Origin of the sequence: Syntrophomonas sp. UBA1041 (assembly GCF_002316705.1) — a bacterium.
Taxonomy (GTDB): Bacteria; Bacillota; Syntrophomonadia; order Syntrophomonadales; family Syntrophomonadaceae; genus DTU019.
Genome location: NZ_DCEA01000120.1, coordinates 1 through 14,917, shown reverse-complemented (window position 1 = coordinate 14,917; position 14,917 = coordinate 1). Strand labels below are relative to the sequence as shown.

Annotated in this window: 14 protein-coding genes and 4 tRNA genes; 15 read left to right on the top strand and 3 right to left on the bottom strand. The window is 52.1% G+C overall.

Going from position 1 to position 14,917, the window contains the following annotated elements:
• The 8 genes from dnaG to B2633_RS17345 form a co-directional block, all read left to right on the top strand.
• A partial coding sequence (gene dnaG / locus B2633_RS17380; protein WP_483171919.1) for a DNA primase occupies positions 1-1,749 on the top strand: 1,749 nt, incomplete at its 5' end.
• Positions 1,746-2,828, top strand: coding sequence for an RNA polymerase sigma factor RpoD (rpoD, locus tag B2633_RS17375; RefSeq protein ID WP_481037951.1), 1,083 nt, complete (start codon positions 1,746-1,748; stop codon positions 2,826-2,828). The genes dnaG and rpoD, both read left to right, overlap by 4 nt.
• A gap of 59 nt (positions 2,829-2,887) precedes the next feature.
• A tRNA-Asn gene (locus tag B2633_RS17370) sits at positions 2,888-2,962 on the top strand.
• A gap of 170 nt (positions 2,963-3,132) precedes the next feature.
• Positions 3,133-3,208, top strand: a tRNA-Ile gene (locus B2633_RS17365).
• Positions 3,209-3,382: 174 nt separating this feature from the next.
• Positions 3,383-3,457 (top strand) — tRNA-Glu (locus tag B2633_RS17360).
• Positions 3,458-3,533: transfer RNA gene (locus B2633_RS17355), tRNA-Val, on the top strand. It abuts the tRNA gene before it with no gap.
• A 399-nt stretch (positions 3,534-3,932) separates the two neighbouring features.
• Positions 3,933-5,240: a hexokinase family protein gene (locus B2633_RS17350; RefSeq protein WP_483171918.1), complete on the top strand. Its 1,308-nt coding sequence runs from the start codon at positions 3,933-3,935 to the stop codon at positions 5,238-5,240.
• A gap of 26 nt (positions 5,241-5,266) precedes the next feature.
• Positions 5,267-6,580, top strand: a complete 1,314-nt coding sequence (locus tag B2633_RS17345) for a CCA tRNA nucleotidyltransferase (RefSeq protein WP_483171917.1) — start codon at positions 5,267-5,269, stop codon at positions 6,578-6,580.
• Between the two features lie 222 nt (positions 6,581-6,802).
• On the opposite strand, the gene B2633_RS17340 is transcribed toward B2633_RS17345, so the two are convergent.
• The 3 genes from B2633_RS17340 to B2633_RS17330 all read right to left on the bottom strand — a co-directional run bounded on the left by B2633_RS17340 (position 6,803) and on the right by B2633_RS17330 (position 10,694).
• Positions 6,803-7,372: a hypothetical protein gene (locus tag B2633_RS17340; RefSeq protein ID WP_483171916.1), complete on the bottom strand. Its 570-nt coding sequence runs from the start codon at positions 7,370-7,372 to the stop codon at positions 6,803-6,805.
• A 305-nt stretch (positions 7,373-7,677) separates the two neighbouring features.
• Positions 7,678-9,402 (bottom strand): ribosomal protection-like ABC-F family protein, encoded by a 1,725-nt coding sequence (abc-f, locus tag B2633_RS17335; RefSeq protein ID WP_483171915.1) that lies wholly within the window; start codon positions 9,400-9,402, stop codon positions 7,678-7,680.
• A gap of 446 nt (positions 9,403-9,848) precedes the next feature.
• Positions 9,849-10,694, bottom strand: a complete 846-nt coding sequence (locus B2633_RS17330) for a DegV family protein (RefSeq protein WP_483171914.1) — start codon at positions 10,692-10,694, stop codon at positions 9,849-9,851.
• A 154-nt stretch (positions 10,695-10,848) separates the two neighbouring features.
• On the opposite strand from B2633_RS17330, the gene ylxM reads away from it, so the two are divergent.
• From ylxM to B2633_RS17295, 7 genes are all read left to right on the top strand, one after another.
• Positions 10,849-11,187 (top strand): YlxM family DNA-binding protein, encoded by a 339-nt coding sequence (ylxM, locus tag B2633_RS17325; protein ID WP_483171913.1) that lies wholly within the window; start codon positions 10,849-10,851, stop codon positions 11,185-11,187.
• A gap of 12 nt (positions 11,188-11,199) precedes the next feature.
• Complete coding sequence (gene ffh, locus B2633_RS17320) at positions 11,200-12,543, top strand: signal recognition particle protein (protein WP_483171912.1); 1,344 nt, start codon at positions 11,200-11,202, stop codon at positions 12,541-12,543.
• A 53-nt stretch (positions 12,544-12,596) separates the two neighbouring features.
• Positions 12,597-12,863 carry a 30S ribosomal protein S16 gene (gene rpsP / locus B2633_RS17315; protein ID WP_481037959.1) on the top strand — a complete coding sequence of 89 codons (267 nt, stop codon included), beginning with the start codon at positions 12,597-12,599 and terminating at the stop codon, positions 12,861-12,863.
• Between the two features lie 24 nt (positions 12,864-12,887).
• Positions 12,888-13,118 carry a KH domain-containing protein gene (locus tag B2633_RS17310; protein WP_481037960.1) on the top strand — a complete coding sequence of 77 codons (231 nt, stop codon included), beginning with the start codon at positions 12,888-12,890 and terminating at the stop codon, positions 13,116-13,118.
• Between the two features lie 70 nt (positions 13,119-13,188).
• Entirely contained in the window at positions 13,189-13,716 is a 528-nt protein-coding gene (gene rimM / locus B2633_RS17305) for a ribosome maturation factor RimM (protein WP_483171911.1), read from the top strand.
• A 38-nt stretch (positions 13,717-13,754) separates the two neighbouring features.
• Complete coding sequence (gene trmD / locus B2633_RS17300) at positions 13,755-14,489, top strand: tRNA (guanosine(37)-N1)-methyltransferase TrmD (RefSeq protein WP_483171910.1); 735 nt, start codon at positions 13,755-13,757, stop codon at positions 14,487-14,489.
• Positions 14,489-14,917 (top strand): RNA methyltransferase (locus B2633_RS17295; protein WP_483171909.1); only part of this gene is annotated, 429 nt, incomplete at its 3' end. The genes trmD and B2633_RS17295, both read left to right, overlap by 1 nt.

The window sequence follows — 14,917 nt, the reverse complement described above, 5'->3', positions numbered from 1 at the left end:
GAAATCAACCACCGCATCGATATCCTGGATGTGGTATCAGAATCAGTGAAATTGAGCCGTAAGGGCGACCGCTACTGGGGCTTGTGCCCTTTCCATGCGGAGAAGACCCCGTCTTTCAGTGTCACCCCGGGGAAAAATATGTTTTACTGTTTCGGCTGCCACGCCGGGGGCAATCTTTTCACCTATGTCATGAAGCGGGACGGGCTGGAATTTCCGGAAGCGGTGCAGCTGCTGGCCAGCCGGGCTGGAGTTCAACTGCAGAGTACCCAGTTTAATAAAGGAGTGGACCGCTTTAAAAGGGTGGTGGAGGTCAATAAGGCTGCTGCCGCCTGGTTCCAGGGGGGATTGGAAGAGGCGAGCGCGGCTAAAGCCAGGCAATACCTGTTGAAAAGGCGGCTGGACGAGGAGACCGTAAAGCGTTTTCAGGTCGGCTACGCCCCCAACGAATGGAACCGGGTTTCAAATTATCTGCTGGGAAAAGGATTTGATCAGGAATGGGTTAAAGAATCCGGGCTGATTAAACGTAATAAAAGTGGAGATGCTTATTACGATCTCTTCAGGGATCGCATAATTTTCCCAATATTTGATTATCAGGGCAATATAGTGGGCTTCGGGGGCCGTATCCTTGAAGATCAAGTACCCAAGTACCTCAACACCCCGGAAACCGAGGTTTATGTAAAACGCCATCATCTCTATGGCCTCTACCAGGCCAGGGAGGCTGTCCGCAAAGAAAACCAGGTCATACTGGTGGAAGGATATATGGACTGTCTGAAGCTGCACCAGCATGGCGTCAATTATGCAGTAGCCTCGCTGGGGACCGCTTTAACCAGAGAACAAACCCAACTGCTCAGGCGTTACGCGGAGAATGTGCTGGTGTTGTATGACGGTGATGAAGCCGGTCAGAGAGAAACCTTGAGAGCAGTCGAATTGCTGGCTGAACAGGGCTTTAATGTTGAGGTCCTGACACTTCCGGCAGGACAAGATCCCGATGATTTTCTGGATGAACACGGAAAAGAGGAATTCCTGCAATATATCCAGAATAATAGAGTGAGTTATATTGAATTTAAGGTAAAAAGGTCTATAGCTGCAGAAAATTCGCTGAATTTGCAGGCCAAAATCAGAGTCATAAATGCGGTTAAAGATGATATCAAGAGTCTGGAGAGCGGTATTTTACGCGACAATTATACTAAGATGTTATCCAGACTATTAAAAATAGAAGAAAACTTAATATTGAAAGAGATTGAGGGCCATACCGGGCCAAGAAAGCAATATCTCAAGAATAAAAGTCCAGTAAACAGGGATAATATACAGTACGGAAATTATAGTATGGAAGAGAAAATACTGGCAAATATGCTGCATAACCGGGATATTGCGGAAATTATAGCCTCAAATATTGGATTAGAATGTTTTTCTTCCAGGCATTACAATCGCCTGGCCGCCATATGTTATGAAATGTACGGCTTTTCAGGAACCCACTCTTTGGAATTGCAGCAAGCCGTACAGGGCGAAGGCCTGGAAGCATTGTTGGCCCGGCTGGATATAAGATGGGACGAAGGATTTCGCTTAAACGATGCCGAATTATGGTACTTTATCCGCGGTGTTCAGCGCCAGCGGTACAGAGCCCGATGGAGGAACTTGCATCAACGGTTGGAACATCTTCGCAATGATGGAGGATTTCATACTGTTTTGCGTTTGATATTAGATCTAGATACATTCCTACACCAAACCCGGGAAGGGGGGATACAATGAAAATGGACCGAAAATTAGCGGACGCGGTCGGTGTTTTAGCCGAAAAAGGCAAAAAGAAGAAAAACCTTACCTATGATGAAATCATCGATGACTTACAGGGTTTTAACCTGGAGTCTGATAATATGGATGACATTCTTGAACATCTCCAATCTCTGGGTATTGGTGTTGGATCCGAATCCGAACTAGAGGGCGAAGAAGAGCTGGAAAGCGAAAGCCTGGAAACCGAGGAAATCACGGTGCCGGACGGCATTGAGATAGATGATCCGGTACGCATGTACCTTAAAGAAATTGGCCGGGTGAGGCTGCTGTTGGCGGAAGAGGAAATTGATCTGGCTCAACGTATTGAAGCCGGGGATGAAGAAGCCAAGCGGCAGCTGGTAGAGGCCAATCTCAGACTGGTGGTCAGCATCGCCAAGCGCTACGTGGGCCGGGGCATGCTTTTCCTGGATCTCATTCAGGAAGGCAACCTGGGTTTGATGAAAGCCGTCGAAAAGTTCGATTACCGTAAGGGTTATAAGTTCAGTACTTATGCCACCTGGTGGATCAGGCAGGCGATAACCCGGGCTATTGCCGATCAGGCCCGCACTATCCGGATTCCAGTGCATATGGTGGAAACCATAAACAAGCTCTCCAGGGTGCAGCGCAATTTATTGCAGACCCTGGGCCGGGAACCTACCCCGGGCGAAGTGGCAGAGGAGATGGATATCCCGGTAGACCGGGTCATAGAGATCATGAAAGTGGCTCAGGAACCGGTGTCACTGGAAACACCGATTGGAGAAGAAGACGACAGTCATCTGGGTGATTTTATCACTGACGAAGACGCTGAGTCCCCTGAAGAATCAGCTTCTTTCGTGCTGTTGCGCGAGCACCTGGATGGCATTTTAAATACTTTGACTGACCGCGAAGAAAAGGTATTGCGTTTGCGGTTTGGCCTGGATGACGGCCGCCCGCGCACCCTGGAGGAAGTTGGCCAGGAGTTTGGCGTCACCCGCGAACGCATCCGGCAGATTGAAGCCAAGGCATTGCGCAAGCTCAGGCATCCGTCCCGCAGCAAAAAGCTGAAAGACTATATCGAATAGTCTCAGCCCGCGGTTGACAACTGCCTGATGGCAATATATAATAATTCCTGTTGGGATGATCCTCGATAGCTCAACGGTAGAGCATCCGGCTGTTAACCGGAGGGTTGTAGGTTCGAATCCTACTCGGGGAGCCAAAGACTATCACAGGCGGCAACCGAAAAGGGAACCGCCTTTTGTATGCCCCACATTGGCCGGGGGAAAGCTGAAAACAAAACAGGTCTTAAAATAGGCCGGAGCGCGATTATTTTCCTTGACCTTTGTATGGATATTTTATATACTAACTCTTGCGGGGTTGCCGCACCACGGGCCTATAGCTCAGTTGGTAGAGCTACCGGCTCATAACCGGTTGGTCCCAGGTTCGAGTCCTGGTAGGCCCACCATATTAGACGTAAGACGTCGGAAACGGTAAGCGTATTATATTCGAAGTTGAGGACCCTATTCCGATAACCGGCGGATGACATCTGTTCAGTGGTTAGACATCAGATTTTGGGAATGGATATCCAAGCTAATTTATTTATCCCGACGTCCGCTTCCCGATGCCTGACGACTGTTATGGCCCCTTGGTCAAGCGGTTAAGACACCGGCCTTTCACGCCGGTAACAGGGGTTCGAGTCCCCTAGGGGTCACCAGGGCGATTAGCTCAGTTGGGAGAGCACCTGCCTTACAAGCAGGGGGTCGGCAGTTCGAGCCTGTCATCGCCCACCATAGCAAACTGGAGGAGCCGCGAATATTCGCGGCTCTTTTTGCCTCTCCACAGTCTTCTCTTCTTTATATCTGGACTCTGACCCGCAATATGTATAGAATTGACTCAAGCTCAGAAAAATCCACGACCAGAATTTACCGGTTATATCAGCTTCCCGGAACCGAAACCGGGGGGCGGGGATAATGCGGCAAAAATCAGGCTTTAGCTACCCGGGGCCACTTGGAACCCATAGCTTTGAATATGGAAGTTGCGATGATATCACGCTTTTGCTCAACCTGCCCTTGCCCTGCTGCTGATTAAATCAGGGCTTTAATGAAAAAATAAAGGCAGCGAGATGGAATTAAGCGCTTTAAGCCGGTCTCTGTCCGGATCGGGCCGGGCTGATATAAGAAGGTGCACTGATGAAGGATAATGTGGTCAAAAACATATCGGACTCATTCCGGATAAACTCGGTAGAGGCTATTGCCGAGGCTTTTGCCGGTGAATTGGAGCGGGCTTTACACAACCGGCCCAGTTCATTGAAAATCCTGCCTTCCTATCTGTCATCACCCACTGGTCAGGAACGGGGCGAGTATATAGCAGTCGATTTGGGCGGCACCAATGTCCGGGTTATGGCGGTTTCCCTTCTGGGGCAAGGCCGTAGCATTATAACCAAACAGATCAGCCGCCCTTTGGCAGATGCCGGGCAGGGCTACGATTTGACTGCTGCTGCCAGCACCGGCAGGGATATGTTCGCTTTTATAGCCGGGCTGGTTGAAGAAGTGCGGCTTGAAGGGCAGAGTTATAAGCTGGGACTGACATTTTCCTATCCGATGCAGCAGGATGCGGTTGATAAAGCCCGTCTGTTGGAGTGGACCAAAGAGATCAAAACCAGCGCCACCGTAGGGCGGGATATCAAATTAATGTTGACTGAAGCCCTGGAGGGGCGCGGCCTGTACCCTATCATGCCAACTGCCATCATCAATGACACAGTTGCCGCCTTTATGGCTGGAGCCTACTCTGAACCCGCGGTCTGCGCCGGATCGATATGCGGCACCGGACACAACACCTGTTATTGTGAACCATCTCTTTATACGCCGTCTGGTCTGCCGATGATCGTCAACATTGAAGCCGGCAATTTTGCAGCGGTACCGGAGAACTTTTATGACCGGCGTTTGGACAGCCAAAGCCTTGATCCGGGCAAACAGCGCCTGGAAAAAATGGTTTCCGGGAAATACATGGGAGAATTGTTTCGCCTGGTCTTTCTCGATCTGCTGGATCAACAGATTCTGCCTTCCCCGTATGGAGGCCAAAACTGTATCAATCAGCCGTTTATGTTGGGCGCCGAGGTGCTCAGCTGGTTGAGAGCGGACGCCCCCCTGGCGAGGAAACAGCTGGATGACTGGCTGTGCCAGCAGGGCTTTCCCCATTATCGGGATCAAGATATTGCCATGCTGAAAGCGGCGGGGCATGCTATTATAGACCGGGCCGTACAACTGATTGCGGCCAGCTACTTGGCGGTAACCGAAAGATCAAGGCAATTAAAGCAAGGCCAGGCCGTGGCGGTGGATGGCAGCGTGTTCCTGAAGCTCCCCGGTTTTGCAGCGGCAGTGGAGAAGCTGATCAATCAACACCGGGAAGGATATCCTGCTGTTGCGTTGATACCCGTCGCCAATGGCTCAAGTCTGGGAGCGGCTGTAGCCGCAGCCCAGGAAGGGCGGTCAACGTAAGTCGTAAGCTGATGGGAGGCTCGCTTATGCACATTAAACTACCCGATCATATTGAACATGTTCTGAATGAGCTTCGGAATCAGGGTTTTCAGGCAGCTGTAGCGGGGGGAGCGGTGCGGGATCTGCTTATGGACCGCTCCCCCCGGGATTTTGACGTGGTCTGTTCCGCTGAAGCCGGTGAGGTGGCGAGGCTGTTTGAAAAGACCCTTCCTATCGGTATAAAACATGGGACTACAGTGGTCATGGTGGGCGATAATCGGGTCGAGGTCACCAGCTGCCGGGGGAGTGGTGCAGGTGGCGGCTGGGCTGTGCGGCTGCAGGAGGATTTGCTGCACCGGGATTTTACCGTCAATGCCATGGCTATTGACGGCAGCGGCGCACTTATCGATCCCTGGGGAGGCCGGCAGGATATTGCCGCCAGGTTGATCAGGGCGCCTGAAAACCAGGCCGGAGAGCGCTTCCGCGAAGATCCCCTGCGCATGCTGCGGGCGGTTAGACTGGCTGCGGTTCTGGATTTTCGACTGGATGACAGTTTGAGCCCCGCCATGGAAGAATGTTTGGACTTGATAGACAGTGTTGCTGCGGAGAGAATCAAAGAAGAGTTGGCTGCTATTCTGGTATCGGAGCACCCCGCCAGGGGCCTGCGGCTTATGGTTGAAACCGGTCTGATGCAACGAATCATCCCTGAGGTGATGGCCATGGTAGGGTTTGAACAGCACAACCCGGCCCATATCAATGATGTGTTCAATCATTCCCTGGCGGTAGTGGAGAATGTGCCTGCACAGCTGGAAATCCGTTTGGCGGCCTTGCTCCATGATATCGGCAAGCCGGCTACTTTTACCATGGACAGCCGCGGTATCGGCCATTTCTATCATCATCAGCAGGAAAGCCAGCGGCAGACCTTGCAGATATTGAAGCGCCTCAGATTCAGCCGGGCCGTTGTCGATAAGGTCAGCACACTGGTCGGGAATCATATGTACTGGCTGACCAGGCCTGACCGTGAAGCGGTCATCCGGCTTCTCATCCAGGTGGGAGAGGACAACCTGCCCGATCTTTTCACACTGCAAAAAGCCGATATCAACGGCAGCGCCTCTTTTCATGACAGTTCTTTTATCGATCAGGCCCAGCGGATTTACCAGAAAGTGGTTGATAGTCAGGCTCCTTTGAACATTAAGGATTTGGCGGTCAACGGACGCGATCTGATGGAGATCGGCTACCAGGCTGACGCCAAACTGGGCCAGGCCTTGCGGCTGCTGCTGGAAATGGTGCTCAAGAACTCTGTGGAAAACCGGAAAGAGAAGCTCCTGGCAGCGGCCCGGGAGCTGCTGGCCGCCCCATAATCATATTTGCAGCTCCCAATGACCAAATCACCTGGTTTTGGGCTGATACCCAGCACTATTTATCCTGTCGTCCGCCTAGTTAAGACCCCTTGATTCCGGCCTGCATAAAGATGCGGCTTCATATTGGCAGCATAACTTGAAACAAGCAGGGAATAATCAAGACCGGCTGCTTGCCGCAGCCGGTCCGGTGATCTTAGGGAAGAAATAATGCCCGGGATTCAGTTATTCTTCAGTTAGTGATAAATCGGTAATCTTCCAGTTTCCCTCGATTAAGCGGGATGTGATCTGATAAATGTAGCTGTCACCGGGTTGATAACAATCTGCCAGGCGGACCTTAATCAGGGTGCAGTCCTCTTGCGGGATTATGGCGGCTTGAGCCCGGTCCGCCACGGTCAGCAGGGGAATGCCTTCACAGGGGATTATCCTCAGGGTGCCGTCAGGGCCGGTGAAAGTATAGGCTTTAAGGATGTCATCCGCAAGTCCCGCCTCAAAGCCCGCCAGGAGATAGTCATAGGCCTCGGCGTAGCTTCGGCCATGCCGGGAAACAGGGTAGATGTCGCAATCCTCGATATCGCTATCGCTGAAAAAAGATGACAATAGGTTAAAGGATTTAACGGCAGCTTCAAAAGCATCAGCCGGCTGCGCCGGTGCCGAACTGCTGTCCAAGGCTGACAGATTGGCAACAGGCCACATAACCGGACCGCTCCAACAGAGAAATAACAGCAAACCCAAGCCTGTCATGCTGATGCGCAAATAACCCTCGTCCTCTCTCCTGGGATCTATAATTCCCATTATAAGGATATGAATAGAGACCACAAGCAGAGCTTTCCGCCAATATCCCCTATTTGTCGGACCCCCGCACATCGGCTCGAACCGGCCGGGGTGAGCGTAAAGCACACCCCGGATTTACTGAGGTGAAATCGGCTGTAATTCGCATTTATAGCCGCTTCCACGGCTAGAGCGGAGGAGCTGGCCGGACAGGTGTGAGCGGCCCGGCCCCATGGTTACCTTGCTGAACCTGCTCTGAATAGAGCCGGGAGGCCGGCGGCCGGTATCGCAATTAATATCCTGGTGCCGGTTATTGGGGGAAAAAGGTCTTATTGCCCCATATTCCTCAACTGTTCTACAACCGCCAGAAACTCTGCCTCCACCTTGAGATATTCGACCTCTTTGCAGCGGCGGTCGATCAAAGACAGCTCGCTTAACAGGCGGTCTTTTTTCATCTCCAGCTCCATGCGCCTTTCGGCAATTGCATGCCAGCGGAGCGAGCTGCGGTCAAGCTGGTATTCTGCATAGGATTGAGGATGAATCATTATTTTCCGGTTCTCAATGATCCATACCTGATCGGCCACCCGCTCCAGCAAATAACGGTCATGGGAGACCACGATCAGCGAACCGCCGAAGGCTGTCAGGGCCTGTTCCAGCTTGTGGCGGCTGTCCGCATCCATATAATTGCTGGGCTCATCCAGCAAGATCAGATCGGAGCTCCCCAGGAGCAATTTGGCCAGGGCGACCCTGAGCCGCTCGCCCATACTCAACACCCGGCAGGGCTTATAAACAGAATCACCGGTAAACAGCAGGTCAGCCAAAAGATTCCGTACCCGCTGCCGATCGGTGCAGAATGCGCCCGCTTCCTGCAAGACCGTGCGCTCCTGGTTGAGGGCCTTCATTTCCTGCTCCAGATATCCCACCTTTAAGGAAGGGGAGAGCCACAGCGAGCCTTCGTCCAGGGGCTCTAACCCGGCGATGATGCGCAGCAAAGTGGTCTTGCCGCTGCCGTTAGGGCCTGTCAGGGCGGCCTTCCGGCCGTGGCTCAGGCTGATTGCGCTGTTGGTAAACAGCGTTTTGCCGGGAAAAGATTTGGATAGATCTTCGCCCCATACAATGCAGTTGTTGGAGCGCCTCCCGGCGGTGAAAGACAGGTCGATGCCCCTGGCTTTGCGGGGACGGGCGATACGCTCCTCCTGCAAGCGTTCCAGGCGTTTGATATTGTTTTTAACCCGGCTTTCCAGTTTTTTGGCCTTGCCCCGGAAAAAAACCTTGCCGCCTTTTTTCAGCCCCAGATCCGCCGCCTTCTGTGCGGCCTTGCGATGAGCCTGCCCCGCCCATTGCTTCTGCTCTTCAATAGCCTCCTGAAGCTTGCGGGCCTGTTTTTCCTGATCGAAATAAAGCCTGGTGTCCTGTGCCAGTTTTTTCAGCCTGGCCTGATAGAAATCCGAGTAGTTGCCTGGATAAGCGGTAATGCCATGCTGGGACAGTTCCAGTACCCGCCCGACGGTCCGATCCAGAAAATAGCGGTCATGGGACACCATGATGACAGTATCTGGAGAATCATTTATATAGGCTTGCAGCCACTGCAGGTTTTCTATGTCCAGGTGATTGGTTGGTTCGTCCAATAACAACAATTCCGCCTCCGCCAGCCACAGCCCGGCCAGCTGCAAACGGGTTCTTTCCCCGCTGCTCAGATTCCCAAGGGGCTGCTCTTTGAGCTGGCGGAAAGCAAATTGCTTAAGGGCTTCGTCTGCTGATCGATGGCCTGACCCTGATAAATGAGCCTCTTGCAGCCACTGCCCCACGGTCAGATTGCGGCCGCTGCTAAACTGCTGCGTCATCAGCCTGCACACAGTCCCGGGCTTGATTTTAACCTGACCAGTCCCGGCCCGATCAATTCCGGCTATAATCCGAAGCAAGCTTGACTTTCCGACCCCGTTAGGACCCACCAGGGCTACTTTTTCGCCTTTTTGCACCTGGAAGCTGACACCGCTGAAGATGTCATTTTCCCCAAAACTCTGACTGACATGATCTACAGATAACAAAAGCATTCAAACCACTCCTTATGGCCTGAATGCTACTTCCGATAGGGCCGGTTCCATACAACCAAGAACTCAAGGCGATATCATTCACCTGGTCTGAACCGAATATAAACAATCCAAAGAAACCGGCTGCACCGGACAGTAACATCCATCATCGATATGAGTTTGATGTTACTTAATTCCTCACCGGCTTCTCCTTTCTGCTCAGACCTTTTTATTAATATATTATGTAAACCAGTCCCGGTCAAGGTTGCGGCAGGCTAAAGCCTGCAATGTTTTGGATTGCCGGAACAATCCATGCCCGCTTATCCGCCGGGGCTGAATCCAAAGCCAAACCACGATTTAACCGAACTTAGGTATCGTTTCAAAGCAGGATGCGCATAGCGAGTCCGAAGCTGCCGCCGGCCGAAAGAGTATTAACGGTTCGGGCATCGGCCGGCATGCGGTGATACAGGCTATATTTCGTAGAAACAGACCCCCAAAAGGCCGGGACCGGTGTGAACCCCTAGAACCGGGGTTATCTGTGAAGCCGTGATTTCTCGGATATTGGGGAACTGTTTGAAACGCTTCACCAGGAGTTCAAATTCCTGCGGCGCTCCGCCATGCACTACCCCCAGATTGATTTCCCGCTCCTGCACTGCTTTTTCAATTATTTCCACCAGCTTCTCGATGGACTTGCGCCGGCCTTTGGCCTTACAATAGGTGAAATACTCGCCCTCTGCATTTACCGATATCACCGGTTTTAAGTGCAGGAACTCCCCGATCATGCCGGCGACTTTGCCGATGCGCCCACCTTTGCGCAGGTATTCCAGGGTGTCCAGTATGTAATAAACCCGGGCTTTTTCCTGCAAGGCCTGCATATTCTCCAGGATGGAGTCGAAGTTCCATCCTGCTTTGATATTGCGGGCAGCATTGATGACTAGCCAACCGGTCCCCATGGAGAGGGTGCGGGAATCGATGACCTGAATCCTCAGATTCTTGATTTCATCGGCCACCATTTTGACAGATTCATAGGTGCCAGATAAGGCGCTGGAAATATGCAGTGCAATACAATGAGTGAAGCCCTCCTGGATCAACTCCTCAAATGCGGTGCGGATGTCATGAGGGGAGGGCATTGAAGTAGTGGGTATTTCCTGGGGCATACGGCTGTAGACCTCATCCGGCTGGATATCGATCCCGTCAGCATATTCGCGGTCAGGATAAATCACTCGAGCCGGGAGCACCTTGATGCTGTGCTCCTCGGCGAAATTCCGGGGCAGGTCGCTCATACTGTCGCATACCAGGGCAATTTTCTCCGACATATTTCGGTCTCCTCGACAATTTATTTATTGCTTCCATTGTAGAGTAAACAAAGCGGCTGGTAAAGCTAGTTTATGGCTTGAAGTTGACATTTACACACTAAACCCGTAAAATTTAACGGGTAAAGCATTTTTACTTTACATAGAGGTACTGGCCATGCTGGAAAAAATGGAGCGGGTCATCATGCAGAAGGATCTGTATGGCCCGCTGTTAACCGAAAAACAAGCTCAGGTTTTGGCCTGGTATTATGAACAGGACTTGTCATTAACCGAAATCGCTGAGCAAATGGAGATAAGCAAACAGGCGGTATACGACCTGTTGAGACGCAGCGAAACAACCCTTGCCGGGTATGAACGGCGGCTGGGGTTGGTGCGGCGCTTCAAAGAGATTCGGCAAGAGCTGGAAGAGGTTTGTGCATTGTTGGAAGGTTCCTGTGACCATGATACTCATACTCGGGCTGTGAATACCCTCAGGACTCTTTTGGAGTCTATGTAAAGGAGAGATACTGTGGCTTTTGAAGGTTTATCGGATAGGCTGCAAGGAGTTTTTAAGAAACTGCGCGGAAAAGGCAAAATAGGTGAAGAGGACGTCAAGGTGGCCATGCGTGAGATCCGCCTGGCCCTACTGGAAGCCGATGTCAACTTTAAAGTAGTCAAGGATTTTGTCGGCCGGGTTAAAGAGCGGGCCGTAGGGCAAGAAGTCCTGCAGAGCTTGACCCCGGGTCAGCAGATCGTAAAAATTGTGCATGATGAAATGACGGCTCTGATGGGTGGTTCGGAAAGCAAGCTCAATCTTTCCTCGCGCAACCCTACCGTGCTTATGGCGGTGGGCCTGCAGGGGGCAGGCAAAACCACCACTGTCGCCAAACTGGGTAAAACCCTGGTCAAACAAGGCCGCCGCCCACTCTTGGTGGCCTGCGACATATACCGCCCGGCAGCCATCAAGCAGCTGCAGGTTTTGGGAGAACAAACCGGAATCCCGGTATACAGCAAAGATAAAGCCAACCCGGTAGACATCGCCGAATCTTCAATGGAGTATGCCCGCGCCCACAACCGGGATATAGTGATTCTGGATACCGCCGGCCGCTTGCATATAAATGAAGAGATGATGGATGAACTCAAAACCATTCAGGCATACGTCAAGCCTGATGAAATCATGCTGGTGGTCGATGCCATGACCGGACAGGATGCCGTCAATGTGGCGGAACACTTTAACGCTCAACTGCAGTTAACCGGGGTGATCCTCACCAAGTTGGATGGAGATACCCGGGGTGGGGCGGCCTTATCCGTCAAAGCGGTTACCGGCTGCCCGATTAAATATGTGGGTATGGGCGAAAAACTCGATGCCTTGGAAATCTTCCATCCCGATCGCATGGCTTCACGCATCCTGGGGATGGGGGATGTGCTCAGTCTGGTTGAAAAGGCCCAGGCCAACATCGACCGTGAGAAAGCCCTGGAAATGGAGCGCAAGATCCGCCAGCAGGAATTTACCCTGGAGGATTTCAAAGAACAGATGCAACAGGTAAAATCCATGGGGCCGCTGGAAGAACTGCTCGGTATGATTCCCGGTATGGGCAAGCAGCTTAAAAATATGCAGGTCAATGTGGATGAAAAAGAGATTGCACACATCGAAGCCATAATAAGTTCGATGACTCCGCAGGAACGCAGAAATCCCGAGATTCTCAACGGCAGTCGCAAAAAACGCATTGCCCGCGGCAGCGGCACCCGGGTGCAGGATGTGAACCGTCTGGTCAAGCAGTTTGAAGAATCAAGAAAACTGATGAAACAGTTTTCGGAAATGGGGAAAAAGGCCAAAAAGGGCGGTTTATCCCCCTTTAAGTTTCCATTTTAAAAACCATCAGGGCATTGCCCTCAGGTGATACATTTTTTAAGGAGGTGAAAATAATGGCAACAAAAATCAGGTTGAGAAGAATGGGAGCCAAGAAAAGACCTTTCTACCGCGTGGTGGTAGCTGATTCACGGGCGCCCCGGGATGGACGGTTTATCGAAGAGCTGGGTTATTATGATCCCAATACCGACCCGGCTACCGTCAAGATAGATGAGGCCAAAACCCTGCAATGGCTAGCCAGCGGCGCCCGGCCTTCAGATACAGCCAAGTCTCTGTTGAAGAAGCAAGGTATCATGGCCAAGTACAATGAAAGCCGCAAGTAGCCGATACAGGGGGTGAAAGCTATCATGAAGGAACTTGTGGATTATATCGCTAAACTGCTGGTAGACAAACCCGAAGAGGTCGTGGTGAAGGAGACCGAAGACGATAAATCCGTGCTCATTGAACTGCGGGTAGCCCCGGAAGACATGGGCAAAGTTATCGGCAAACAGGGTAAAATCGCCAAATCCATTCGTACCCTGACTAAAGCCGCCGCAGCCAAAGAAGGCAAAAGAGTTGTAGTGGAAATTCTTCGATAGGGCTTAATAAGCCCTATCGTTTTTCCTTAGAGATCAAGGGAGCTTTTCCCGCCGGCAGAGGAATTGATATATGGATGACAATCGGGTCAGTATAGGCAAAGTGGTAGGCGTCTACGGAATCCACGGTTGGGTCAGGGTTTTCCCTCTAACCGATTTTCCGGAACGTTTCAAAACACTGCAAAGGGTTGGCCTGAGAGGACCCGGGATGGAGCAGATTTTGGAAGTGGAAGCATCCCGGCCCTATCAGCACGGCTATCTGTTAAAATTCAAGGGAATAGACAGTCCTGAAGCAGCCAGGGTACTCCACCAGGCCTTGCTGCAGATTGATGAAAAAGAGATCTATCCCCTCCCTGAAGGAGTATATTACCATTTTCAGCTCCAGGGACTCGCGGTCTATGATGAAAGGCTGGGGCACCTGGGCGAGATATCAGAAATACTGGAAACCGGGGCCAATGACGTCTATGTGGTTGATTCGCCGCGTTTCGGAGAAATATTGATCCCGGCTATTAAAGAAATAATCCTGAACGTTGATGTGGAGGCCGGTCACATGCAGGTGGCACTCTTGCCCGGATTGATCGATGAGGGCCAAACCCGGTAAAGCGTGTAATACGGACGTTTCAAAACGGAGTGTTTTAGTTGAGGATAGATATTCTAACCCTTTTCCCCGGCATGTTTGATTCTCCATTCGCGGAGAGCATCATCAAAAGGGCCGTCGACAAAAGCATATTGTACATAAAAATAACCGATATCCGCAGCTTTGCTGAAGGGAGGCATCTGCAGGTGGATGATTATCCCTATGGAGGCGGGGCTGGCATGGTCATGAAGGCGGATGTGGTTTGCCGGGCTCTGGCTGCCCGGCGCACCTCATCAAGCCATGCCGTCTATCTTTCCCCGCGTGGAAAACGGCTTACCCAGGAAAAGGTTCGGGAACTCTCCGAAATACCGCATCTTATTCTGTTGTGCGGGCATTATGAAGGCATTGATGAGCGGGTCATGGCGGAGATCGACGAGGAACTGTCCATCGGCGATTACGTCCTGACCGGCGGGGAACTGCCGGCCATGGTCCTGGTAGACGCGGTGGCCCGGTTGTTGCCGGGGGTGTTAGGGGATGAGCTGTCCAGTGAGGAAGAGTCTTTCAGCGCCGGCCTGCTGGAGTATCCTCATTTTACCCGTCCAGCGACATATAACGAAGCCGAGGTTCCGGCGGTCTTACTCTCCGGGCACCACGAGAACATCCGCCGCTGGCGCCTGCAGGAAAGCCTGCGCCAGACCCTTTTGAAAAGGCCGGATCTGCTCTTGCAGCATCAATTTACCGAGGAGGAGCGCCGGCTTCTGGAAACCATCCTTTTTGAACGAAAGCAGGTGGACTAATGGAAGGGGATAAGGTTTACGTGGCTCTGCTGCATTATCCCATGTATAACAAGCGCATGGAAATCGTGGCCACTTCCATCACCAATCTGGATCTGCATGACATAGCCCGGGCCTGCCGCACCTTTAAGGTTAAACGTTTCTTTGTGGTGCACCCCGCCGGCGAGCAGCAGCAATTGATACAGGATATCCTGGGGTACTGGCAGGAGGGGTTTGGCGCGCAGTATAACCCCGACCGCCGCGAGGCCATGTCTACCATTTCATTGTGCCATGACCTGCAGGAGGTCTTGATGCGGATAGGGCAGGAGACCGTTCAAGAGGTCAAGACCGTAGCCACAGATGCCAGGACCTATCCCAATACCGTATCCTATCGGGGCCTGCGCGCTGAAATCAACCGCCGTGACAGGACCTGGCTGTTGCTGTTCGGAACC